The 24,167-nt window shown below is 29.6% G+C and carries 18 protein-coding genes; 10 read left to right on the top strand and 8 right to left on the bottom strand.

Translation table 11 applies throughout. The features are described 5' to 3' along the window. Window positions 1-423: 423 nt before the first annotated feature. Window positions 424-2,406, bottom strand: a complete 1,983-nt coding sequence (locus tag KO494_RS07750; protein WP_215967012.1) for a putative porin — start codon at window positions 2,404-2,406, stop codon at window positions 424-426. 163 nt (window positions 2,407-2,569) lie between these two features. Here KO494_RS07750 and KO494_RS07745 point away from each other — a divergent pair, with 163 nt between their 5' ends. The 4 genes from KO494_RS07745 to KO494_RS07730 all read left to right on the top strand — a co-directional run bounded on the left by KO494_RS07745 (window position 2,570) and on the right by KO494_RS07730 (window position 9,220). Beyond that, the gene (locus tag KO494_RS07745; protein ID WP_215967011.1) at window positions 2,570-3,169 is read left to right on the top strand and encodes a ribonuclease HII; all 600 of its coding nucleotides are present in this window, start codon (window positions 2,570-2,572) and stop codon (window positions 3,167-3,169) included. A 30-nt stretch (window positions 3,170-3,199) separates the two neighbouring features. Further along, window positions 3,200-5,635 (top strand): ribonuclease HII, encoded by a 2,436-nt coding sequence (locus tag KO494_RS07740; RefSeq protein ID WP_215967010.1) that lies wholly within the window; start codon window positions 3,200-3,202, stop codon window positions 5,633-5,635. A gap of 122 nt (window positions 5,636-5,757) precedes the next feature. Continuing rightward, window positions 5,758-6,396, top strand: a complete 639-nt coding sequence (locus KO494_RS07735) for a hypothetical protein (RefSeq protein ID WP_215967009.1) — start codon at window positions 5,758-5,760, stop codon at window positions 6,394-6,396. A 64-nt stretch (window positions 6,397-6,460) separates the two neighbouring features. Continuing rightward, a complete protein-coding gene (locus KO494_RS07730) occupies window positions 6,461-9,220 on the top strand; it encodes a CHAT domain-containing protein (RefSeq protein ID WP_215967008.1) in 2,760 nt (919 codons plus the stop codon). Here KO494_RS07730 and KO494_RS07725 read toward each other — a convergent pair. Next, window positions 9,213-9,977, bottom strand: a complete 765-nt coding sequence (locus tag KO494_RS07725) for a tol-pal system YbgF family protein (RefSeq protein ID WP_215967007.1) — start codon at window positions 9,975-9,977, stop codon at window positions 9,213-9,215. The genes KO494_RS07730 and KO494_RS07725 overlap by 8 nt on opposite strands. Before the next feature lie 5 nt (window positions 9,978-9,982). After that, the gene (locus KO494_RS07720; RefSeq protein WP_215967006.1) at window positions 9,983-10,552 is read right to left on the bottom strand and encodes an RNA polymerase sigma factor; all 570 of its coding nucleotides are present in this window, start codon (window positions 10,550-10,552) and stop codon (window positions 9,983-9,985) included. Between the two features lie 617 nt (window positions 10,553-11,169). Here KO494_RS07720 and KO494_RS07715 point away from each other — a divergent pair. The 5 genes from KO494_RS07715 to KO494_RS07695 all read left to right on the top strand — a co-directional run bounded on the left by KO494_RS07715 (window position 11,170) and on the right by KO494_RS07695 (window position 16,146). Next, window positions 11,170-12,513: a hypothetical protein gene (locus tag KO494_RS07715; protein ID WP_215967005.1), complete on the top strand. Its 1,344-nt coding sequence runs from the start codon at window positions 11,170-11,172 to the stop codon at window positions 12,511-12,513. Between the two features lie 110 nt (window positions 12,514-12,623). After that, complete coding sequence (locus tag KO494_RS07710) at window positions 12,624-13,448, top strand: DUF4412 domain-containing protein (protein WP_215967004.1); 825 nt, start codon at window positions 12,624-12,626, stop codon at window positions 13,446-13,448. A gap of 96 nt (window positions 13,449-13,544) precedes the next feature. Next, on the top strand, window positions 13,545-14,102 hold the full coding sequence (locus KO494_RS07705; RefSeq protein WP_252730348.1) for an outer membrane beta-barrel protein: 558 nt from the start codon (window positions 13,545-13,547) through the stop codon (window positions 14,100-14,102). 310 nt (window positions 14,103-14,412) lie between these two features. Continuing rightward, window positions 14,413-14,985, top strand: coding sequence for a collagen-like protein (locus tag KO494_RS07700; RefSeq protein ID WP_215967003.1), 573 nt, complete (start codon window positions 14,413-14,415; stop codon window positions 14,983-14,985). Window positions 14,986-15,096: 111 nt separating this feature from the next. After that, entirely contained in the window at window positions 15,097-16,146 is a 1,050-nt protein-coding gene (locus tag KO494_RS07695) for a nucleoid-associated protein (protein WP_215967002.1), read from the top strand. Window positions 16,147-16,247: 101 nt separating this feature from the next. Here the strand turns inward: KO494_RS07695 and argS are convergent, their stop codons facing one another. Continuing rightward, window positions 16,248-18,032 carry an arginine--tRNA ligase gene (gene argS / locus KO494_RS07690; RefSeq protein WP_215967035.1) on the bottom strand — a complete coding sequence of 595 codons (1,785 nt, stop codon included), beginning with the start codon at window positions 18,030-18,032 and terminating at the stop codon, window positions 16,248-16,250. Window positions 18,033-18,402: 370 nt separating this feature from the next. Between argS and KO494_RS07685 the strand changes: the two genes are divergently transcribed. Then, window positions 18,403-20,487 carry a tetratricopeptide repeat-containing sensor histidine kinase gene (locus tag KO494_RS07685; RefSeq protein ID WP_215967001.1) on the top strand — a complete coding sequence of 695 codons (2,085 nt, stop codon included), beginning with the start codon at window positions 18,403-18,405 and terminating at the stop codon, window positions 20,485-20,487. Here KO494_RS07685 and ctlX read toward each other — a convergent pair. The 4 genes from ctlX to KO494_RS07665 all read right to left on the bottom strand — a co-directional run bounded on the left by ctlX (window position 20,484) and on the right by KO494_RS07665 (window position 23,996). Further along, on the bottom strand, window positions 20,484-21,419 hold the full coding sequence (gene ctlX, locus KO494_RS07680; protein ID WP_215967000.1) for a citrulline utilization hydrolase CtlX: 936 nt from the start codon (window positions 21,417-21,419) through the stop codon (window positions 20,484-20,486). The genes KO494_RS07685 and ctlX overlap by 4 nt on opposite strands. A gap of 51 nt (window positions 21,420-21,470) precedes the next feature. Beyond that, window positions 21,471-22,064, bottom strand: coding sequence for a porin family protein (locus KO494_RS07675; protein ID WP_215966999.1), 594 nt, complete (start codon window positions 22,062-22,064; stop codon window positions 21,471-21,473). A 19-nt stretch (window positions 22,065-22,083) separates the two neighbouring features. Continuing rightward, the gene (locus KO494_RS07670) at window positions 22,084-22,863 is read right to left on the bottom strand and encodes a membrane metalloprotease (RefSeq protein ID WP_215966998.1); all 780 of its coding nucleotides are present in this window, start codon (window positions 22,861-22,863) and stop codon (window positions 22,084-22,086) included. A gap of 80 nt (window positions 22,864-22,943) precedes the next feature. After that, a complete protein-coding gene (locus KO494_RS07665) occupies window positions 22,944-23,996 on the bottom strand; it encodes a hypothetical protein (RefSeq protein WP_215966997.1) in 1,053 nt (350 codons plus the stop codon). Between the last annotated feature and the right edge of the window lie 171 nt (window positions 23,997-24,167).

Raw genomic sequence — 24,167 nt, 5'->3', positions numbered from 1 at the left:
CAATGTTTTTAAATAAAAAAAAAATAAATCTTTTTTTTTACCCTTTTAAAACATCATTTTATTTAGAACTTTTTCCGCTGATTAACTAATATTGTTTCCCTAGCGGGGTGCAAATATAGATACCTTTTTTATTCTGACAATGACTTTTTTAATGTTTTTTAAATGTTATTGTAACATGTGGCTTTTAAGAGTTTGTTTCCAGGGCTTTATGTGTTGCTTTTTTTGTTTGTTTTTTTGAGATGGATGGTTTTGCGTTAAGGATAGCAGCGGCATCCTTTTTGTAAAAAAAACTAAAAACCACTGTTATTTAATTGGTAATTGTTTTATAAACAAACGTTTAAACTATAAAACGAATACAAAAAGATATAGCGGATAGCCTGACCTTACTTTACCCTATAGTAAAGTAAGGTAACGCCATTAGTATTATAAAAAGAAGTTCCAAACGACTCCGAAGCGAACTGTGAAGTCTCTATATGGGTAATTTGGTGCTGAATAATAATCATAACCTGTCCATGCAGAATTAAAGTGTTCTGCTTTTAAATAGATTCTTGCTTGACGAATTTTGGCATTTATAAAGAAATCAAACCTTGGGAATGCGCCATATTCTTTTTGGTCCTGTACATATAGTTCTGCTAAAACTGGATCATAGCCATTCATGTAATATTTGGAGAAATAACTAAAGGTTATACCGGTTTGTAAAAACAGTTCTTTATTAAAGAAATGGTTTGTATAATATAAGGTATTACGGGTAACCAATTGCGGTACATTTAATGTATTGTTATTGTCTTTTACATTTTGATATAATATAGTATTATGTAAGCCTAACTTTTTATACTTTATCTCTTTTTCTACTTTTAGTTTAAAGTAGTTTATTGTTTGGCTGTTTTGATATGGCTTTATTAAGCTATCTGTGGCATTACTTTTAAAATAGGTATAATCATCAATGTTAGAAAAACTCATAGATATATTAGCTATTTTATTTGACTGTAACGCGATTTCTACTTCTTGTGTATTTGTATTATTAAAGTTGTTTGCCCAGTTGTAATTTATATAATCGTTTTGATATAATTGAAAGTTATAATTAGGTGCTTTAGAGTTTGTATTGATTTTAGCACTAATTACTGCTTCGTTATTTATAGAATATGCCGCTTGTGCAGTTAAAAAATCACCATTAAAATCTCCGGAGATGTTTGCCCCTACCTCTGCTTGCAACTTTAATTTATTAAAGGATTTGCTATACGCACCTCCTAAAGCTAGAATTTGACCTTTTAATCTATTGGTTATTGAGTTTTGGTTTAAAACCAAAACATTATCATAACCATAGTTATAATCATTATGACTTACGTTGAATTGTAAAGCTCCGATGGTTTTATTTGTGTATTTTAAATTTAGTTGGTTATAAAAGTTTTCAAGCGTAACGCGTTTGCTTAAATCGCTTGACCTAAAAGATTCTCCAAAATAATCGGTTTCATCGTCTTGATCGAACTGAAAGAATTTGTCTTCAAAAGATATTATATGGCCTATGCTTAGGGCATTTGAAGTTACAGAATCTTTAGGCTGTATGATATTATATTGATGATCTAAATGAAAACGCTTTCCTTTTAACATACTTTCTGCATCTTCAAAATTAACTTCAAAAACGCCTCTATCCTTAAATTCTGAATCACCAGTTTCAAAATATATAATATTATCGTCTGTGATACCTCCGTTTTCTTCATTTAAAAGGTCTTGTGCTACAAAATGCGCATTAGCTATATAGCGTTTGTTTTTTGTATTGTAACTGGTAGTGAACCTAAAATTACCTGTACTTGTTAAAATATGTTGATATTTACCTAAAGAACGCAAGCCTTTATAAGCAATAGACATATTTAATTGTGGTGATGTATTTACAGTAAAAAAAGCATCTACTTGCTGTCCTTGTGAAAAAGCTGTTTTGTAATAAAGCTCTGTAAAAGGTGTTGGTACACGATAGTAGTTTATATCTTCAATTTCCATATAATTAAAGTGTCTAGCTCTAGCACCAAATGAAGGCATTAGCTTATCACTATTAAAACTATATGCTAGTCTATTATAGGTTTGCCCAACATTAGAAAAAGGCAACAGTTCAAAATTATCTTTACGCAGATAATTAAACTTATATTCTTTTTTAATTGTTAGTGTAGTATCTACATATACTGTATCTCTTTTATGAGATATTATTAAGTAGTCTTGAATTTTAGCCTCTTCTTCTTCTTTTTTAATATTACTAGAACTTCTATTTGCTCTAGTAGACAAAGAATCATTAATACTATTAAACTGGTTGGTATCGTTTACTGTTTGTTTTTCTAATTTTGGTTTCGGTGAAACTTGTGAATACCCAAAATGAAAAACACTTAGTAAAAAGAATATCAGAATTTTTTGCTTCATAATTATTTTTTAGACCTTGCAACAACCTAGAGTCTATTGTTAAATTTTTGAACACCTTTACAAAAGCGTTGGTGTTTAAAGTCGCAAAAATAGAAAATATCTAATAGGTATTAATTACAATATTACAATTTATAACAACTTGTTATTCTTAACAATTACTTAAATGCTAAAATTAAATTACTCGAAATTAAAATTTGAATGTGGAACAGATGAAGCTGGCAGAGGCTGTTTGGCAGGTCCTGTTACTGCTGCTGCTGTAATTTTACCTGATAATTTTAAAAATAAAATACTTAATGACTCTAAACAATTAAGCGAAAAAAAGAGAGATTTATTAAAGCCTATTATTGAAACGGAAGCGCATTGTTTTGGTTTTGCGCATATTTTTCAGGAGGAAATAGATGAAATAAATATTCTTAATGCATCAATTTTAGCCATGCATAAGTCTATTGAAAGTTTAAAACAAACTCCTAACTTTATTATTGTAGATGGCAACAAGTTTAAACCCTATAAAAATATTCCGCATGAAACCATTATAAAAGGTGACGGAAAATTTTTAAGTATAGCTGCTGCTTCGGTTTTAGCAAAAACATATAGAGATGCTTATATGCATACTATTCATGAAGAGTTTCCGATGTATAACTGGAAAAAAAACAAAGGGTACCCAACAAAAGAACACAGAGAAGCCATAAAAAAATACGGTATTACAAAATACCACAGAAAATCTTTTAGACTATTACCAGAACAGATACGTTTAGACTTATAACTTATTATATTTGTACAAATTCCTATTTACATGAAAAAAATTTGGAGCATATTCCTTCTTACTACCTTATTTATTAGTTGTAACACAACTAATAAACACATAAATACTACAGATTATATTCCAGAAAATGCTTCGGTAATACTACAAGTTAACAATTTAGAAAGTTTGAAAAGCAATTTAGAAAACAATGATTTTTTAGAAGGCTTATCTAATAGTGCGTCTTATACCAGTCTTAGTAAAAAGCTAAAAAACCTGACATACTTAAACACTACAAATCCTCTTTTTGTTTGTTTTAATTATGACAAAAAAGATAGTTTGCAGTATACGGTTATTACCAAACAAACTCCAGATTTATTTGCTGTAGATTCTCTTCAAAATATTAAAATAGAAACCTATGTTTATCAAAACCTTTCTGTTAACAAAACTCAAATTGAAGAAAACATTACCTATAACACTTTTAAAGACAGCCTTTTTATAGCTTCTTCTAGCAAGGACCTTCTTGAAACTTTATTAGTAACTACCAATAAAGACGAAGATTTAAAAACCATTTTAAAAACAAGTGACACAAAAAAAACCTTTTCTATTCTTGTAAACAACAAATACAAAGAGCCTATAAAATCGGTTTTAATAAATGATTCTATTTCTTTTGGAAACTTTACCCAATATACTCTTGTAGATGCAGATATTAATCAAGATGCTATTATTTTAAACGGAATAACAAAAGCAACAGACTCTACAAAAAGCTTGATAAACATTTTTAAAAACACCATTGCTAAAGAAAACAAGACCGCTAGCATTGCACCTAGTAACGCTGATGGTTTTATGAGCTTTACCTTTAATGTTTTTTCTGTTTTTAATGAAAACTTAAAACAATATAACAGCATTGATTCTATATTACCAAACACTACGTTATTTGATAATGTTATTGAAGTTGGTGTAATTTACGAAGGCAAGAACCGAGCTATCATATTAAACTCACTAGACATTATTGCTACTCAAGATGCTTTACTAAACGAGCAGAATTTAGCAGAAACATACAGACAAATAGCTATTTACAATTTTAGTGAAGTTTCGCTATTTAATGACGTTTTTTCACCATTAATCACTTTTAAAAATGCTAACTATTATGCCAACATAAATGACTTTTTTGTTTTTACTAATACAAAAGAAGTCTTAGAAAACATTATTGCTAATTACCAAAACAAAACAACATTTAGCGAAAAAGACTATTACAAAAGCACAAAAGAACACCTTACAGACGCCTCCTCTTTACTTGTTGTTGCAAATCCTTCAAGTTTAAAAAACATAATAAACAATAATTTAAAGGAAGATTTAAATCTTAAATTAGAAGATTATAAAACTTCGGCTTTACAGTTTGTTTATGACACCAACTTTGCCCATGTAAACGCTATTATTAAAAAAAGCGAAACAAAGGCGCGAGAAAACTCGGTAACCGAACAATACAACATTAAGCTAGAAGCAGATTTAATAAACAATCCGCAATTAGTCACTAACCACATTACCAAGCAAAAAGAAATTGTTGTACAAGACATAAACAACCATTTATATCTTATTTCTAATAGAGGAAAAGTGCTTTGGAAAAAACAATTACAAGGTGCTATTTTAGGTGAAGTACAACAAATAGACATGTATAAAAACGGAAGACTGCAATTAGCATTTGTAACTCCTAACAGACTTTATGTTTTAGACAGAAACGGAAAAGACGTTGCTCCTTTTCCTTTAAAGTTTAAAGATAAAATTACACAACCGCTTTCTGTTTTTGATTATGATAAGAATAAAAAATACCGACTATTAGTAACCCAAGACAAAAACGTTTTAATGTATGATGCTAAAGGAAAAACAGTAAAAGGTTTTAATTTTTCATCTGCAGAAAGCACCATAAATCACCAACCGCAACATTTTAGAATTGGCCGTAAAGACTATCTAACTTTTAAAACAGACAACAAGCTCTATATTCTAGATCGCGTTGGTAAAACAAGAGTGACTCCAAAAAACAAGTATCTTTTTTCTAATCAAGCTTTATACTTATATAACAACAAATTTACAACTACAACAAAAGATGGTAAATTAGTACATTTTGATACTAAAGGAAACAGCGCTACGCAAAACCTTAACCTTGGTAAAAAACACCATTTAGTAACTACAACCAAAACATTAGTAGCACAGACAGAAAACAAACTAACTATAAAAAATAAAACTTTAGATTTAGATTTCGGAAATTATGATACACCTAAACTCTTTTATATAAACAATAAAATTTACGTTTCTGTTACAGACCTACAAACGCAAAAGGTGTATTTATATGATAGTAATGCAATATTACAAAACAATTTTCCTGTATATGGTAATTCTGCCATAGCACTAGATAATCTAGATAAAGACAGTAATCTTGAGTTTGTTACCAAAGGTGAAAACAACACAATCATCATCTACCAAATAAACTAACAACCAGCAGCTTAAACAAAATAACCTTACTTTTTTTAATGTTTTTTTTGAAAAATTGTTAACTTTAGTTTCTCCTTATTATTAACTAACTACAGTGTAACTCAAAACCAAAACATTAAATTATGAAAACACGTTATGTAGTATTAGTCTTTTTATCCTTGATCTTATTCACAAATATAAGTTGTGAGGAAGATGAAAACAATAATGAAAACGATGAACAAGTAGCATTTACAGCAACCAATTATATTTACGAAGGTGACCTGCGTGCATATTATTTAGAAACAAAAAACACAGAATTAGAAGCACAAATAGCTATTTGGCAACAAGTACCAGATAGCGATCCTGCTTATAATGATGCCCAAGCAAGCATAGCAGAAGCAAATGCTGAGATAGCAAATAATGAAGAAGAAGCTAGTTCTATTGTTAGTCCTTCTAATGCTTTTTTCATCATTAACCCTACATTTCCTCCACTACCTCCTCCATTACCTTGTTTATGTTTAGATGTATTCAATAGTATTGATTATATTGTTTTTCAATCTGGAAATGACCAAGGCAGCATCACTATTACATCTGTTACAGACCAAAGTATTTTAGTAAATACCAATCCTAATTCTACAACAGGTACAATACCAAACACCAATGATTTAGGAAGCTACCAAAGCTTAGAGTTTTCACAATATGAATTTACAGGAGAAGCAATTATTACAGTACAGACAGATACTGGTAGTTACTCGATTCTTTCTTATTTTCAAAATCCATAGTAACTTCTAATAGTAGCTTAAATATTTGTAAATTAGTCTTTAATTCATTTTGAAGACTTTTTTTATGAAAATCAAACTGCTAGTATTACTTACCTTATTTTTATTAAATAATGTGATTGCCCAAAAAGCTACAGATTCTGTTTATCAAAGTAAAATGTATTCTCTTTATGCCAAAGCATACAATTATGTCTACTCGAATAAAGATTCAGCATACCATTATTTTAACAAAATAAATATTGAAGCCATTAAACAAAATGATTTTGAAGCGTTAGTAACCAGTCTTAATGCATACAATAAAAGTGCTGCTCATTTTAACGATTTAGAAATTATGAAAGCTAATTTTAAAAAACTAGATTCTATAGTTTTAAAAAATAAAACCAAACTACAAGAAACCGGAAATGCTTTATTTTATTCTAATTCCATAAACTTAGATAAAGGAATATATTATTTTACTTTAAATGATTATAATTCATCTAGAGTAGCTTTTGAAAACATCATTCATACTACTAAGGCTTTACATGATGAAGATTTAAACACTTATCATATAGACCTGCTAACCAGTGCTTATAGTTTTGTTGCAAAAACGTATGTAAATGATGGCAAATATGATTTAGCTAAAGATTACTATAAAGAAAGTATTCAAATACTTGAGCAAAAAAAACCAGACGATATTAAAAGAATAAATAGAATCTACAGTTTACTTGCCGAGGTTTTAAAAAACCAAAAACAATACAGGCTATCTAATTCGTACTTTAAAAAATCATTAGAATTCAACTTACTCCATAACGGAAACTCTAGCAGTATCATTACAGAAGCAAATCATTTATTAGAAAATTATTTGGTTACTTATAAAATAGACAGCTCTACCTACTATCTAAAAATTATAAAAGATCATTTAACCCAAAACCACCCAAGACAGTATGTTTTTCACGAAGCAAAATCTAAAATTCTACAAGCAGAAAACAACTATCTAGAAGCAGAAAAAGAACTACAAACTGCTTTACAACTTGTAAAGCAAAAATGGCAAAACCAACCTCATAACACTATTGCAGAAGCATATAACAATTTAGGCTTGCTACATGCTAAATTTAATAAACCAGAGAAAGCTTTAGAAAATTACAATCTTGCATTGCAGCAATTTTCAACAAACAAAAACCCTTCAACTATTAACCAAACTACGGTTTTAAGGATTTTAAAAAATAAAGCAAAAGCTTTAAATATTGTAGAAAAAGCATCAGAAAGTATACAAACAGTAAATCAAGCACTTCAAACTTTAGATGCATTAAAGCCTAGTTTTCAAAACAACACAGACAAACTCTTTTTAATGGAAGAAGCTTTTCCTGTTTTTGAGTCTGGTTTAGAAGCAACTTATCATCTATATCAAAAAACAAAACAAGATTCGCTTATTGATAAAGCCTTCTTTTATTCCGAAAAAAGCAAATCTGCATTATTATTAGAAGCCCTTTTAAGTACAAAAGCAACAACCTTTGCTAATATACCCATAGATATAACCGAAAAAGAGCAATTATTAAAATCTAAAATCAATCATATTGAAAAACAATTAAATCGTTCAAGAAACAACAAACTAGAAGATGAATTATTTCAACTAAAAAACAATTACAGAAATCTTATTACTACCATTGAAACCAATTACAAAAGTTATTATAATTTAAAATACAACACACAGGTAATTTCAGTTGCAGAAACACAAAAATTACTACAAGCCCAAGATGTATTGCTTTCTTATTTTTATGGCAACCATGCTATCTACACTATAGCTATTACTAAAAACACTAAAACCATTAAGCAATATAAAACAGACACAACTCTAGAAAATGAGATTATTGCCATCTACCAAATGCTAAACAACCCAAAATCAGATTTAAAAACACTACATACCAAAACCTACCATTTATACAAAAAACTGGTTGCTCCTAGTTTGGCTAATCTGCAACAAAAAAATCTTATTATTATAGCAGATGGTTTATTAAATTACATTCCGTTTTCCAGTTTAAACACAAATCGGGATAGTACTAACTATATAATAGAAAACTATGCTACCTGCTATGCTAATTCGGCAACCTTACTAAAACAATTATTAGAAAAAAAGGAAGCAAACAACAAAGTACTTGCCTTTGCTCCTAGTTTTAATACTGCATCTTCAAACTTATTAGCATTACCAAATAATATTGCAGAAGCTACAGATATTCTACACTATTTTAAAGGAAAAACATTAACCAGTAGCCAAGCTACGCTTGAAAATTTTAATACAGAAAGTAGCAAGTACGGAATTCTTCACTTTGCAACACATGCTATTTTAAATGATAAAACTCCAGAATACTCGTATTTAGCGTTTCAACCAAATAAAGAAAATAACAACCTTTTATATGTAAGTGACTTGTATAATTTAAACCTCAACACCAATTTAGTAACCTTAAGTGCTTGCGAAAGTGGTATAGGAAATTTAAAACGTGGCGAAGGTTTTATGAGTCTTGCTCGTGGGTTTTACTTTAGTGGTGCTTCAAGCATATCTAGTACATTATGGAAAATTAACGATGCTTCTGCCTTAAACATTATGGATGCTTTTTATAAAAACCTGTCTAAAAAAGAAACTAAAAACGTTGCTTTACAAAATGCTCAAGTAGAATTTATACATACCAACAAAGAGAATGCTTTAGTGCATCCTTATTATTGGTCTGGATTTGTAATTTCTGGTAATACTAACGCTTTAGTTACTGGCAGTAATTTTATATGGTATCTGTTAGGTGCTGCTACTTTTATTATTATTGCATTAGCGTATAAAAAACGTAGAAAGTTTAATTAAGTTTTTCTAAAAGTGCTGTTGCTGCATCTTTATTATAACTGTAATTTTCTATTAAATTTTCAAGATGCTGTATTGCTTGGTTTTTGTTTTCTTCTTTTATAGCTATTAAAGCTAAATACCAAATAGACTCTGCAACAAAGCCTGTGCTATCTTTAACAACTTGTGTAAATAATTGTTCTGCTTTTTCTGTATCTTCTAGATTTAAATAGGCTTGTGCTTTATAAAAATTAAAATACGCTTTGTTTGCATCAGCAGGAATAGCGTTTAACTTCTCAATGGTGGTTTTATACTCTTTACTTTCAAAAGCTACAAAGGCTTCACGCTCTAAAGTGTTTTTGGTATCTCCTCTTGTAATGGTATATACTGTATTTGGGTATACACTAAAATTATCATTGTAGATACTAGAATAGTTGGTTTTAAAAAATGAATTATAACCAAACCAACCCATTAAAATTGCAATAGATGCAGCTACAGCAAAGGTTTTATAGTTAAATACAAAGGTTTTAGACTTTGTTTTTTTGGTATTAAAATTTTCTATTCTTGTTGTTTTAGTAGCTGCTAAATCTTTTTCAAAACCTTTAAGTTTTGCTTTTAAAATATCTATTTCATTACTTTTTATTACTTCCTTTAAATTTTGTTCAAACAAAAACTGCGCTTTAAATTCTGCATCATTTTCTAATAATTTTTTAAACACCTCTTCCTGTTCAGCTGTTAAGCTGTTAGAAAAATAATGATATAGTAGGTCTTGATTTTTCATTGCTATTAATTTTGTGCGTTTATTCTCTCTTTTAGGGTTTTCATACATCTGGATTTAGCACTTTTTACTACGTTTTCACTTGTGTAATCTCCAGCTTCAATAATGTCTTTAATAGTAAAACCTCTGTAATAAAATAAGGTTAATAATTCTTGACATTTTTTTCCAAGAGTAACAAAATACTTTTTTAATAAAATTTGTTCTGTAGTCAACTCTTGTTGCTCTAGTTCTAGAGCAGGATCTACAAGCGCTTCCTTTTCTCTAACAATAGACAAATCAAAATCAGGATTTATAGTCTTATTGTTTTTTTTCATTTTATCAAAAATTAAATACTTACCAATGCTAAATAAATAGGTAGAGATACTACTAGTAAACTCTGTAACCTTTCCTTGCATAACATTATTATAAAAGATAATGTATGCGTCTTGATAGACATCAATATTATCATCTTGTGATAAGTTATACTTTTTAGCAAAATTTAAAAACTTGCTTCTGTTTTCTTCATATATACTTTTAAATAATAGATCAGATCCTTGTTTTAAATCTTGAACAGTAATGTTCTCTTGAACTCTATGCATTTAATGTAACTAATTATTAAAGGTTAACACACTACTGCTAATTTAACTTTTTTAATCATAACTACTTCATTTTACACTACATATATATTTACACTGTTTTTGTAATAAAAAATATCAACCTTAAAATACTGTTTGTATTAAACTACACTATTAATCATTAAACCTTATATATTATGGCAACAAAACAATGTACAGCAAACTACTACAAAGCAGCTTTAGGCTATTAAAACGCTACAACTTGCGTAAACATTAGTATTAAAATTCAAGTTTACATTACCTGTTATGGTAGTGACCATAGATTTATTATGTATTTCTTACATAAAGCAAGCCAGGCACCACAACCAACCTACAAGTTGGTGCTATCTTTTTACCTTTTAAAGACATGCATATTTATTTAAACATGGTAAAAAATGGAAACAATCTATGCGTATTTAAATTCTAGTAAACTAGAATGGAATAGCTAAAAACAGGCTCTGAGCTTGTAGGAGAAGAGGAAGAAAGCCAAACACATTTTGTGTATAACCTAAGTGAACATGCTTGTTTTTTTTATGCTGTTATGTTAACCTTTTTCAAACTAATGCATAAAAAAGCTGTATTAATATTTAAACTTAAAGATCATGAAAAATTTAAAATTTTTATTTCTGTTACTATTAGCCTTTAGCTTTTCTTGTGTTACAGATGATAATGCTTCTGAAGAACAAGAGCAAGAACAAGAAGTTGTTGGCTTCTCTACTATTAAAAACGATACTTGGCGAGACCATCTTGGAGAAGAATTTGAAGCAGAAGGTATTCTTGTTGTAGAAAACCAGGCTGCTAAAATATTAGTGAGTGCAGACGATTATTATGTTGACGGACTTTTAGACGAGCAAAATTATATTCATATTAACTTAAATAGCGACTTAGAAAATGAAGTCAACCTATGGGAACACTATGGTAAAAAAGTTAAAATCACAGGGACTCTGGAGGTAAGCAATAACGAAAGCTATTTATCAACTTCGCAAATTCTTGGTGACATTTCTTTAGCCTCATTATTAATAAATAATGTTTCTGGCCTACAAATTTTAGATCCTAGCATATATATTGTTCGACCTGAATTATATAATATATGTACTCGATATCCGCAATTATGTGAGGTAGAATTTTCGCAAGAAAATAAAACCGCTCTTATTTATAGTGGCGGAATTAACGATGGTTATGCTTACTTGCGCTATTGGAACGATGTAAAACTTATGTACTCTATTTTATTAGATAAAGGCTATCCTGAAGAAAATATTCGCGTGGTATATAAAAATGGTATTGGTGAAGACAGTGACATTCCTGTGCATTATGCCGCAAACCAAACCGGTTTAAATAATGCTTTTACTTATTTAGGAAGCAGAATGAATAACAGTACCAAATTCTTTTTAATGATGAATAATCATGGTGGCGGAAATGACACCTACAGCACTAGATATGGTAACTCTGGTGTTACAGATAGTGATGGTGATGACAATAGAGCTGGAATTAATGACAATGTAGACGAACAGTTTTTTTATTATAACTCTTCTACTGCATTAACCGATGATTTTTTAGCCAGTAAAATTAATGAATTACCAATGGGTTCTATGATTGCTGTAGTAAAACCATGTTATAGTGGTGGTGTTATTTGGGATTTTAAAGGACCAAATAGAGTAATCATGACTTCTGGAACAGAATTTCAAGTTACCTACTCACATACTTCTGGACAGTTTGGCGAATTCACTTATCATTTTTTTGCTGCAGTAACAGGTAAAGATCCCCTTACAGGAAACACAGTTAATGCAGATTTAAATGCTGACGGTAATATTTCTATGTACGAAGCACAAGTATATATTCTTGCTAATGACGCTAGAAATGAACAACCACAATATGAAGATGATAATGATGGTGTTGGTACTTCATCACCTAGTGCTTCTGGTGTTGGCGCGTCTACTTACTTATAAAAACAAATCACTAAAATTTAAACCGAAGCTAGTCTTCGGTTTTTTTTATGCCACATGTTAACCTTTTATAAACTAAGCTATTAAATAATGTAATCTAAAAACATATAATCATGAAACTTTTAAAATTAACACTAATCGCTTTATGTATATGCATAACTACAAATATGCAGGCACAACTTTTAAAAAAATTAGGTAAAACAGCAGAACGTGCTGTAGAGCGTACTTTAGACAAAAAGGTAGATAAAAAAACGACCAAAGAAACCGAAAAAACTTTCGATTCTACTTTTAACAACACAAAATCTAGCACAAAAGAAAAAGGTCAAGTTTCTAATAACAGCAATTATACAACACAAGAAACCTACAGCTTTACACATAAATATGTAATGCAAATTGAAGGTAAAAAACATGCAACTACCATTAATTACTTTTTAAATAATGATGCAAACTATATTGGTAGCAGTATCGATTTAGAAAACAACCCTACCTCTATGCTTACGGTAATGAACATGACTAACAAAACAGCAACTATGTTTATGGATATGAATAATCAGAAATCACAAATGTCTATTGCTTTAGATCTAGAAAGTATGACAGATGAGTCTATAGAAGATCAGCAAGTAAAAATTACACCAACAGAAAAAACAAAAACCATTTTAAATTTTACCTGTCATGAATATAAAGTTGAAGGTAAAGATTACTACGGTAATATTTGGGTAACACAAGATGCAGGTGTTTCCTTTTCAAAATCTTTTTACAAAACAAAATCAAAACAAGGATTAAACCAATCTTGGATGGCTATGGTAAACGGATTAACCATGGAAATGCATATTACAAACACATCAAAAAGAAAAGAAGAAAATATTGTTATGAAATGTATCGCTTTAGAAAAAAGCAACCTAATTATTAAAAGTAGCGATTACAAAAAAATGATGTAACCTAAACAAAATACAATAGTTATAAAAATAACAAGCATAACAGTTAACCTTTTGTATCAAAAAAACATAAATCAAAACAACTATAAAACTTAAAAAATGAAAACTACAATTATGAAATTATTAAAACCAAGCAGCAAGCCAATTCTTAAAAACAGATCTCTTTTAATAGTAGCAATGCTCTTTATGTTTGCTACACCAACTATAGCACAAACAGCTGTTGGTGGAGGTTTAGGATATAATGAAAAAATATCTGGACCAGGAATAACCCTTAAAGGCGTATTTAATATTACCGATAATATTGCTATTTCACCAAGCGCTTCATATTTTTTTGGAAGCGAGGTATTTGGTTACAATCGCAATCTATTAGCAGGAGATATAAATGCACATTATTATTTTAATATCATTGAAAGCAAACTAAATGTATATCCTGTAGTAGGTGCTAATTTTTCTAGCTATAAAACCGGAAACTCTTATTATGACATTTACTATGATTACGAAACCGAAGAAATTACAGATAACGCTTTTGGTGCAAACATAGGCGCAGGAGCTACTTGGGCTTTTACAGAAAAACTAAAAGTGTATTTAGAACCAAAATATGTAGTTAGTGACTTTAGTCAAGTGGTTATAAACGCAGGTGTTTTACTAAATCTTTAATCTACATTTTAATTAATATTTAGAATCTATTAGAAACAATTCCTGCTATTTTAATCTATTTATTTTATTTGAATTAGTCTTCAATGGTAAAAGCTTCAGAAGTTTTTCTGAAGCTTTTTACTATTCTGTAAATCTTTGGTTATAAAAACATAACAAGCTATAGTGTTTTTGTTGAGTTACTACAGCCAGACAGAATACTGCTTTATTAAAAAACAGAAAAAGTTTTTTATTTTTTTTTCAAAAAATGTTAACCTTTTAAAAAAGCATCTATTAAACAGTAAATAAATAATAATCAATAAATTTAAAAATTATGAAATTCTCAAAAACAACAATTTCTAAAACAAAGTATTTTCTATTAGCACTTTTAGTGACTTTTAGTTTTTCATGCTCACCAGAAGATGGTGAAGATGGAGCTACTGGTCCTGCAGGACCTGCTGGCGCAAATGGAACTGATGGTAATGCCAACGTGCAAACATTAACTTTTGATGCTACTACTTTTGCAGGTTCTTATGACTCTATAGCAATAACAGAACTAACACAAGATGTAATAGATAACGATGTAGTATTAAGCTATTTAACAGAAAATAACTCTGTATGGGTGCCAATACCTTGCCCTTACGATACTGTTGCCTTTAACTTTTCTGTACATGTAGCTCTTTACAATGGTGGAATGGACTTAGATTACCAAGATGCATCAGGTTCTGCATATACCATTACAGCCGGAGATTTACAAACTCTTAAAGTTGTTATTATAGAATCTACAAGTACAACAGTAGGAAAAACTAATAACGGTAAACAACAAATTTACAACGAGCTTGCTCAAGCTGGTGTAAATATTAAAGACTATCAAGCTGTATGCGAATATTACGGAATTGCATATTAATCTTTATTATCCATTCATTAAAAACCGAAGTTAAAATGCTTCGGTTTTTTTATGTCTTTTTCTATTGAAATGACTAGTATTGTACTTCTAAAAACAAACTTCAATTTCAAGATGATTACACGTAAAAACGCAACCATTTCAAAATTTATTATTCATAAAGTTGGTAATAAACATAACGATACAAAAAATGCATTTTCAGACAAAGAAGTACATTTTGATGAAGAAAGTTATGAGCTTATGCTGCCTTTTTTATTAAGACCTTTTGGTTCTGTGGTGCAGAGTTATCGTTTTAATCACCATTCTAATGTAGAACTTAATGAAATTAATGCTTACGCCAAAACTATTTTTACCGATGACGATGCCTTTGTTGAAACTTCAAAAAACATAGTAAAGCATTTATATGAGCAAAGTGATTCTGCACAAATAAAAACAGGAGATGTTTTAGTTGCTCTTTTTGAAGGCATAGAACACAAAGAAATGGTTACTAATGCTATTGGTATTTTTAAAATTGAAAATAAAACCAGTTTCTTTCAAACCTATTTAGAAAACAATAGTTATGATGTTTTGGTACAACAAGGTATTTCTTCTAAAAAAGTAGATAAAGGCTGTTTAATTTTAAACCAAACAGACATGGAAGGCAATATCATTTTAAGTGTAGATAACAATAGTTATGATGCACAATATTGGTTAGATAAATTCTTGAATATTAAATACGCAGATGACATGAATAACCATACACATAACTACCTAGATATGTGTAGTGAGTTTTCTAGCGAAATATTAAAAACCAGCTATGGCGAACAAGAACGAAACATTTTTCTAGCAAAAACTATTGACTACTTTAAAGAAAATGAAATTATAAACGTTGAAAATTTTAAAGAAGAAGTTTTTACCGAAGAAAAGCACATACAACTGTTTGAAGATTTTAAAAAGGAATATGAAAGCGAACAGAACGTACTGCTACGTAACCAATTTGATCTAGCTGAAGCTGTAGTAAAAAAAGACAAAAAGAAAATTAAAACAGATATTAAACTAGATACTAATATACAGATTAAACTAGATATTGATGCTCCTGATGCTGCTCAAGAATATTTAGAGCGTGGTTTTGATGAAGATAAGAAAATGTATTACTACAAAGTTTTCTTTAATGCCGAAGGCTAACAAAAAAACTCATATTAAAAAAACCATTGTAAAACGCTATAAAAATAAGGTTTTACAATGGTTTTAAATGTATTATTCACTTTCTTGTATTAGCAAGAATTTTACATTCTTTCTGGCACCTGAACTCCTAATAAGCCAAAAGCATTTTTAATAGTATTAGCAACTACTTGCGCTAATTGTACTCTAAACACTTTTTCATTATCTGTATCTGCGCCAAGAATAGAAACATTCTGGTAAAAAGAATTAAACTCTTTTACCAGATCATAGGTATAGTTGGCTATTAAAGCAGGACTATGGTTATCTGCAGCGCTTTGTATAACTTCTGGAAAAAACTGTAATTGTTTTACTAATTCTTTTTCTTTTTCATGTAAAGTAACTTGTTCTACGCTTAAAGAAACAGTAGTATCTACTTCTGCTTTACGTAAAATAGATTGTATTCTGGCATAGGTATATTGTATAAAAGGACCTGTATTACCTTGAAAATCTATAGAACTTTTAGGGTCAAATAAAATACGTTTTTTAGGGTCTACTTTTAATATAAAATATTTTAAAGCACCAAGACCTATGGTTTTGTATAGTTCTTGTTTTTCGGTATCTGAGTAGTTTTCTAGTTTACCTAGTTCTTGTGAAATTTCTCCTGCAGTAGTTGCCATTTCCACAATTAAATCATCTGCATCTACAACAGTACCTTCTCTACTTTTCATTTTACCAGAAGGTAAATCTACCATTCCGTAACTTAAATGAAATAGATTTTTTGCCCAATCAAACCCAAGTTTTTTAAGAATTAAAAACAATACCTGAAAGTGATAATCTTGTTCATTACCTACAGTATACACCATACCACCAACATCTGGAAAATCTTTTACACGTTGTATTGCTGTACCAATATCTTGTGTCATGTAAACAGCAGTACCATCACTACGTAAAACAATTTTTTCATCTAAACCATCTTCGGTTAAATCACACCAAACAGAACCATCTTCTTTGGTATAAAAAACGCCTGTTTTTAATCCTTCGGCAACAAATTCTTTTCCTAATAAATAGGTTTGGCTTTCATAATAAAGCGTATCAAAATCTACACCTAAATTTTTATAGGTAATATTAAAACCATCATAAACCCAATTGTTCATTTTGGTCCATAGTGCAACAACCTGATCATCTCCTGCTTCCCATTTACGCAACATTTCTTGTGCTTCCACTAAGATTGGTGCATTCTTTTTAGCTTCTTCTTCGGTTTGCCCTTTAGCAATTAAATCTTGTATTTCTTTTTTATATTCTTGGTCAAACTTCACATAGTAATTACCAACCAACTTATCTCCTTTTAAGCCTGTAGATTCTGGTGTTTCATTATTACCAAATCGTTTCCAGGCCAACATACTTTTACAAATATGTATTCCTCTATCATTAATAATTTGTGTTTTGTACACTTTTTTACCAGAAGCTTTAATAATTTCTGCAACACTATAACCCAATAAATTATTACGCACATGTCCTAAATGCAAAGGCTTATTGGTATTAGGTGAAGAATACTCTACCATTACAGCTTTTTCATTAGCTGCTGGTGCTACAAAACCGTATGTAGCATTGGTTTTAATACTATTAAAAAAATCTACATAATAGCTATCACTAATTTCTATATTTAAAAAGCCCTTTACTACATTAAAAGCTGTTACATCTTCTACATGTTCTACCAAGTAATTACCAATAGCTTCTCCTATTTGCATTGGATTTCCTTTAATAACTCGTAACATAGGAAAAACAACAACGGTTATATCACCAGCAAATTCTTTTCTGGTAGCTTGAAATTCTATAGTTTCTAAGGTTACATTATAAATAGAGGTAACTGCTTGTTTTATGGTATTTGATAAAGTACTTTGAAGACTCATTTTTCTTTTCATTTTAAAGCAACAAAGATAGTATTTTATTGCCGAAAATATTTGCTAAAAAATAGAAACTAAAAGAGCGATACCTTTTCCTTTTATTTATAAAAAGAAAACACATTTCTTACTTATTTTTAAGGTTCTAACTATCTAATTATTACTCTAATTACAAATATTTTCACTTTATCTATTTTTTTTGCATTAAATCGCTTTAATTAGTTTATTAAATATGTTTTAATCAGTTTTGTGTATTAACGGTTTTATTCTACTTTTAAAATAGAATGATTCTTATTTTATAACTATAATTTAACAAAGCGTTTTTAATTCCCTCAAAAAAAGACTCTTAGTTGATACCTTACATATGTAAATGTATTAAATGAGGAAACTGATTACTCTTATTTTTGGTCTTACTGTCTTTTTTGGTTTTTCACAAACCGAAGACCTTGACAGTCTTACTATTCAACTAGCATTTCAGAAACCTGATACTTCAAAGGTTAATACCTCTATACAGATAATTAAATTATTATACCACAACAAAGAATTTAATAAAGCGCTACAATTTATTAGAGAGAGTGAAAAACTATCTAATAGCTTAAGTTACAATGCTGGTATTGCTGAAATAACTTATTACAAAGCACTTATTTTTGCAAAAAAAGAAGATTATATAAATGCTATTGATAACTACACAAGATCTAAAGAACTTTATATTGAGCTAGGAGACACTTTAGGTGTAGCAAAAATTAACAATTGTATTGGTTTAATTGAAATTGCTAGAGGTAATTATGATAAAGGCTTACAATTTTCTCTTTCTGCAATAGAAGCCCTTGAAAAACGTAATTTAAAAAATGACCTTTGTGATGCTTACAAAAATCTAGCAGAAGCTTACCATAATATGGAAGCTTATGACCAAGCAATTACTTTTTATAAAAAAACACTTAACTGTTCTGAAAGTCTAGATAGAGAAGCAGCTATTATTGAAACCAATAAAAATTTAGGAGATTTATTTTATATCAAAAAAGACTACCAAAAAGCCATTTATTATTTTAATAATGTACTAACTAGTATAGATAGCACAGACTCTATATTAAAAGGTGATGTTTTAACAAAAACAGGAAGTGCTTACTTGGCTTTAAACAATTTAAACCAAGCCAAAGAATATGTTACTAAAGGTTTAAGACTAAGCAGAAAGCTTAATTATGACAAAGGTATTTTACAAGGTTTAAATACTGCAGGAGAACTATACCTAAAAGAAAAGAAACCAATTGTAGCAGAAAGATTATTGTATGAAGCAACAACTATTGCTAGAAATTTAAAAGACAATACTGAGTTAATAAAAAATTACGGCTTAAGAGCACAATTAGATTCTTTAGAAAGCAATTATAAGCTTGCCTATATTTGGCAAAAAAGACACTACGAACTTAAAAGCGAAGTTGAAAAACAACAAGAAGCTGCTTCAAAAAAAATAACTCAAGCACCTATAAATAATACTATTACTCCTGTTGATTTAGATGTTAATTTACAAGAAGCAAATCAAGCATTAATTAGTCAGCATGAAGAAGAAAAGAAAGCAAATCAAGTAGAAATAGAACGGCTAAAGTTTGTTTTTTATGCCTTGCTTGCTGCTTTAGCAATGGTAAGTACTTTTTTAATATTAATTTATTTAAGACGAAATAACAGAATTAAATACACTAAAGAGCTAGAAGCTAAAAACAAGCAAATTAATTTACAAAACGAAGCTATTTTAGACCAGTCTAGAAACTTAGAAGATATAAACACCGTAAAAGACAAGCTCTTTTCTATAGTATCTCATGATTTAAAAGACTCAATTACCTCTATTAAAGGATTTATTGATTTATTAAAAGATGGATCATTAAGCCAAGAAGAGTTTAACCATTTAATACCAGAATTAAGTGATAATGCTAACAATGCATCTTTACTTTTATTTAATTTATTGAATTGGTCTAAATCACAAATGCAATCTTTAGAGTCTAAACCTAGTTTGTTTGATGTACAAGAAGTATTTGAAGATAAAATAAAACTTATTGAACAAAAGACCGAAAAAAAAGGCATTAAGGTAGAAGATAATTCTTTACGCGATTTTGTTTATGCAGACAGAAGTATGGTTGAAATTATTATACAAAATCTACTTACTAATGCTGTTAAGTTTTGCACATATGGAGATATTATAACTATTGAAAACCATATTAGTAATGGTAAATCTTTAATTAGTATTGGAGATACTGGTGTTGGTATATCTAAAGAAAACCAAGATCAATTATTTAAAAACAACTCTTTTACCACAATTGGTACTAAAAATGAAAAAGGCACAGGATTAGGTTTAACAATTTGTAAAGAATTGGTAGAGCTTAATCAAGGTAGAATTTGGGTAGAAAGCACAGAAAATATTGGTAGTACCTTTTATGTAGAACTACCAAAAACAAATCCTGCTGGAGGTTTTTAGTTTTTTGGTAAAAACACCTCTGCCATCATACAACGTGCACTACCACCACCACAAGATTCTATAGTATTTAAACTACTACTAATAATTTGGCAATGCTTTTCAATAAGTTTAATTTGCGACGGAGTTAAACTTGTATGAGCAGCTTCACTCATAATTAAAAAACGCTTTTCATCTTTACCTTTTACTTGTAACATATTACCTGCAAAATTAGTAACCTGGTCTTCGGTTATTCTTATAACTTCTTTACCACTTTCTTGTAAATGTTTTACAACGTTTTTACGTTCTTTTTTATCATCTATACTATCTAAACAAATTACAGCAAAAGTTTCTGCAAGACACATCATAACATTGGTATGATAAATAGCTAGACGTTCTCCTTCTACTGTTTGATTAGCTGTAAAAACTACTGGAGTATACTCAAAATCTTCACAAAACTCTATAAACAAACCTTCGTCTGCTCGAGCAGATAAAGCACAATATGCTATACTATTTTGTCTATCAAGAATTAAGCTTCCTGTTCCTTCAAGAAAAACACCTTCTTCTTCGGCACTAGTATAGTCTACAATATTATCAATTACAAAACCTTCTTTTTCAAGAATTTCTAAAACATCTTCGCGTCTTTCATTTCTTCTATTTTCGGCAAACATTGGGTAAATACCTACGGTTCCGTTTTCATGAAATGAAATCCAATTGTTAGGAAAAATAGAATCTGGCGTATCAAATTCTTCAGTATCACTAACCACTACAACATGAACACCTATACCTCTTAATTTTTCTACAAAAGCATCAAACTCTTTTTGAGCTTTAACATTTTCTGTTTCAGGCAATACATTATCTGCTTCTTTTTGGTAATAATTGTTTACTGCAGTTTGCTCATTCCTCCTAAAGTTTATAGGACGAATCATTAGAATAGTATTTGTAGTTTGTTGCATGTTCTCTTTTTTTAGCAAAGCAAAACTAATCTAAATTATTGAAATTTTCATCTATAAATCAAACCCAATTGAAAATTGCCAAACTCTATTTCTTGGACTTCCTTGATCTTCATATATATCCCCTAAACCTAAATGATATCTTACACCAAGACTTACGCCATTATTTGTTTTAAATCCGCCTCCAAAATTAATTCCCCAATCTAATTTATTAGGTTCAAATTCTTGTGAAGTGTCAAATAAGTTAAAACTACTATCAAAAGTTTCTTTATGTGAGATAGCCAAACCTGCTTGTGGCCCAACCTCTAAATAAAAGCTGTCTTCTGGATATATTTTAAATAGTAATGGTACATTAATATAATCTAATTTTTGAGTAAAAGTTCCTCCATTACTCTTGACTTGATAACCTTGTTGAGAGTATTGTAGTTCTAATTGAAGTGCTACCGCTTTAGAAATAAAAGACTCGCCATATATACCAACATGAAAACTATGTCTTTGTGCTGTTTCTTCTTCTCCATCAAAACTTACTGCGGCTAAATTATATCCTCCTTTTAAACCAAAGTTAGATGCATTTGTGTTTTCTTCTTGTGCATTACTAGTCAAAAAAAGACATAACAATGCTATAGTTATTACATATACTTTTTTCATTTCTTTAAAATTTTATTAATTATTTACCTCCATTAGCTTGCAGGTCTGCAATGCATTGAGCGTCTAATTGTGGAGCAGATCCTCCAGAAATTAAATTGGCAATTCCGTCACCTGTTTCTGCAGACCAATACATTAAGCAATCTTCTTCATTACAATGTTTTGGGTGTGTTGCATCTTCATGATCAGATTGTAAATCGGTTCCTAAGTTAGTTAAGCCTAAAACATGTCCAAACTCATGTGTTATTACTGTAGTTTCTAATACACTTCTATTAGGTTCTAAAGCACTATCACTATAACCATGAATAGTTTCTTCGTATATTACAAAAGAGGTATTTCTATATGCTGTACCTAAAACTACTCCACTACTTGTATTGTTTGCAGAGGCTCCATCTGCAAAAAATGCCCAAACAGCTATTTGATTTTCTGTATTATATGCTGTTCTATTTGCATCTTCAATAGCTCTTATTTCTGTAGTTGTGTATGGTGAATTTCCTGGTGAAGCTATTGCTCTTGTTTCAACCGTTATACCATTTGGTTTAAAGGTTCTTGCTTCTAAAAAAGCTACAAAGTTATTGATTGCTGTTTGTGTTGGTTCAAAACCTTCAACATAAACTAACTCAATTAACATGCTAGTATAAGTAGCATCAGATAATAAGTCATTTGCAGAGCTTCCTGTTGTTTGTTGGTTTGCGCTTGTGTTATTATTGGTATTATTATTAGATGAATTGATTGAAGCATCATCTGTTGTACAAGCTACAATTGCTACCAAAAAACTGATTACAAATACTATCTTTTTCATCTCAGGTATTTATTATAAACAGCTGCTAGAAAATCTAACAGCTGTTTTATTATTATTGTTTTTAATGTATTAAAATACTATTATACTTGTGAAAGCACTAACGTTATTGCTGCATTTGTTGTACTTTGTAATACAATACTAGAATTACTATAACTTACTACTTCCCATTCATTATTTAATAAACTAAAAGTAGCATTACCTGTAAAATTAAGGCTTAAGTAAACTTCCATTTGCGAGGTTACTTCATAAGTACCTTGAACATCACTTACTGTTGTATTTACAATGTTTTCTGCAACTAGAGATAGATCGTTTGCAAAATCTATTGTAAACTCTGCATAATCATTGGCAGAATTAATTCCTGCATTAATAAAAGATTCTACTTGAAAAACACCATCTACTAAAATTTCTTCTAAAGCATCAGCATCTTCTTCTGCATCTTCCATAACTTCTTCATCATTTACACACTCGTTAATACTTGCTTGTAAAGAAGCATCACTAGTTATTGTTGTAGATGTACCACTGGTAAAATCTATATTTATTGGGTAACTAATAGAAAATAACTCATCATTACTAAAATCATTCATATAAGCATATAGTTGTTGTTCTGATTCTAATACAATACTACCTGTTTGTTCTAATGTAAGACTATACGTTAATATAGTAATAGGAAACTCTATATCTAAACAAGATATTGCTGCTTCACCTGCTGCTTCTGCAGCTTCACAAGCATCTACTAAAGCATCATACTCTGCTTGATTTGTTACCACAACTTCTGTATAATTGCTTAAACTAACGGTTAACGGAAACTGAAGTACTACTGTATCATCATCTGTATTAAATTCTCCTAAAATATTAAGAACTTGCTCATAATCTGTTTGGTTAATAATGGTTAACGTAGTTCCGTTTACTGTTGCTGTAACAGGTAATAAAATAGAAGAACATGAAACTCCATCTAAAAAATCATCAAAAGAGCCATCAAACATAGAGGTTCTTATTAGGTTATCTGCTGTTTGTGAATCTGCAGTATTAGTGTTTGGGTTTTCGCCACTTTCATTATCTATTTCGTCTTGACAAGATACCATTGAAAAGAATGTAATAAATAAGATAGAAGTGATTAATTTTAAATTTTTCATAATTTTTTATTGTTTACAAATTTAACTTTATTTTTTTAAAACGATTTTTTCGCTTTCTATAAGTAAGACAACTCATTTTCAATTTACCCTACCTTCATTTTAATTTATTGTACTCAAAATTAATATTGAAGTTACAATCAATGCCATGATAAATACTATTAAAATAAATTC

Source organism: Lacinutrix sp. C3R15 (assembly GCF_018860825.1).
GTDB lineage: Bacteria > Bacteroidota > Bacteroidia > Flavobacteriales > Flavobacteriaceae > Oceanihabitans.
This window is presented reverse-complemented; position numbering and strand designations above follow the sequence as displayed.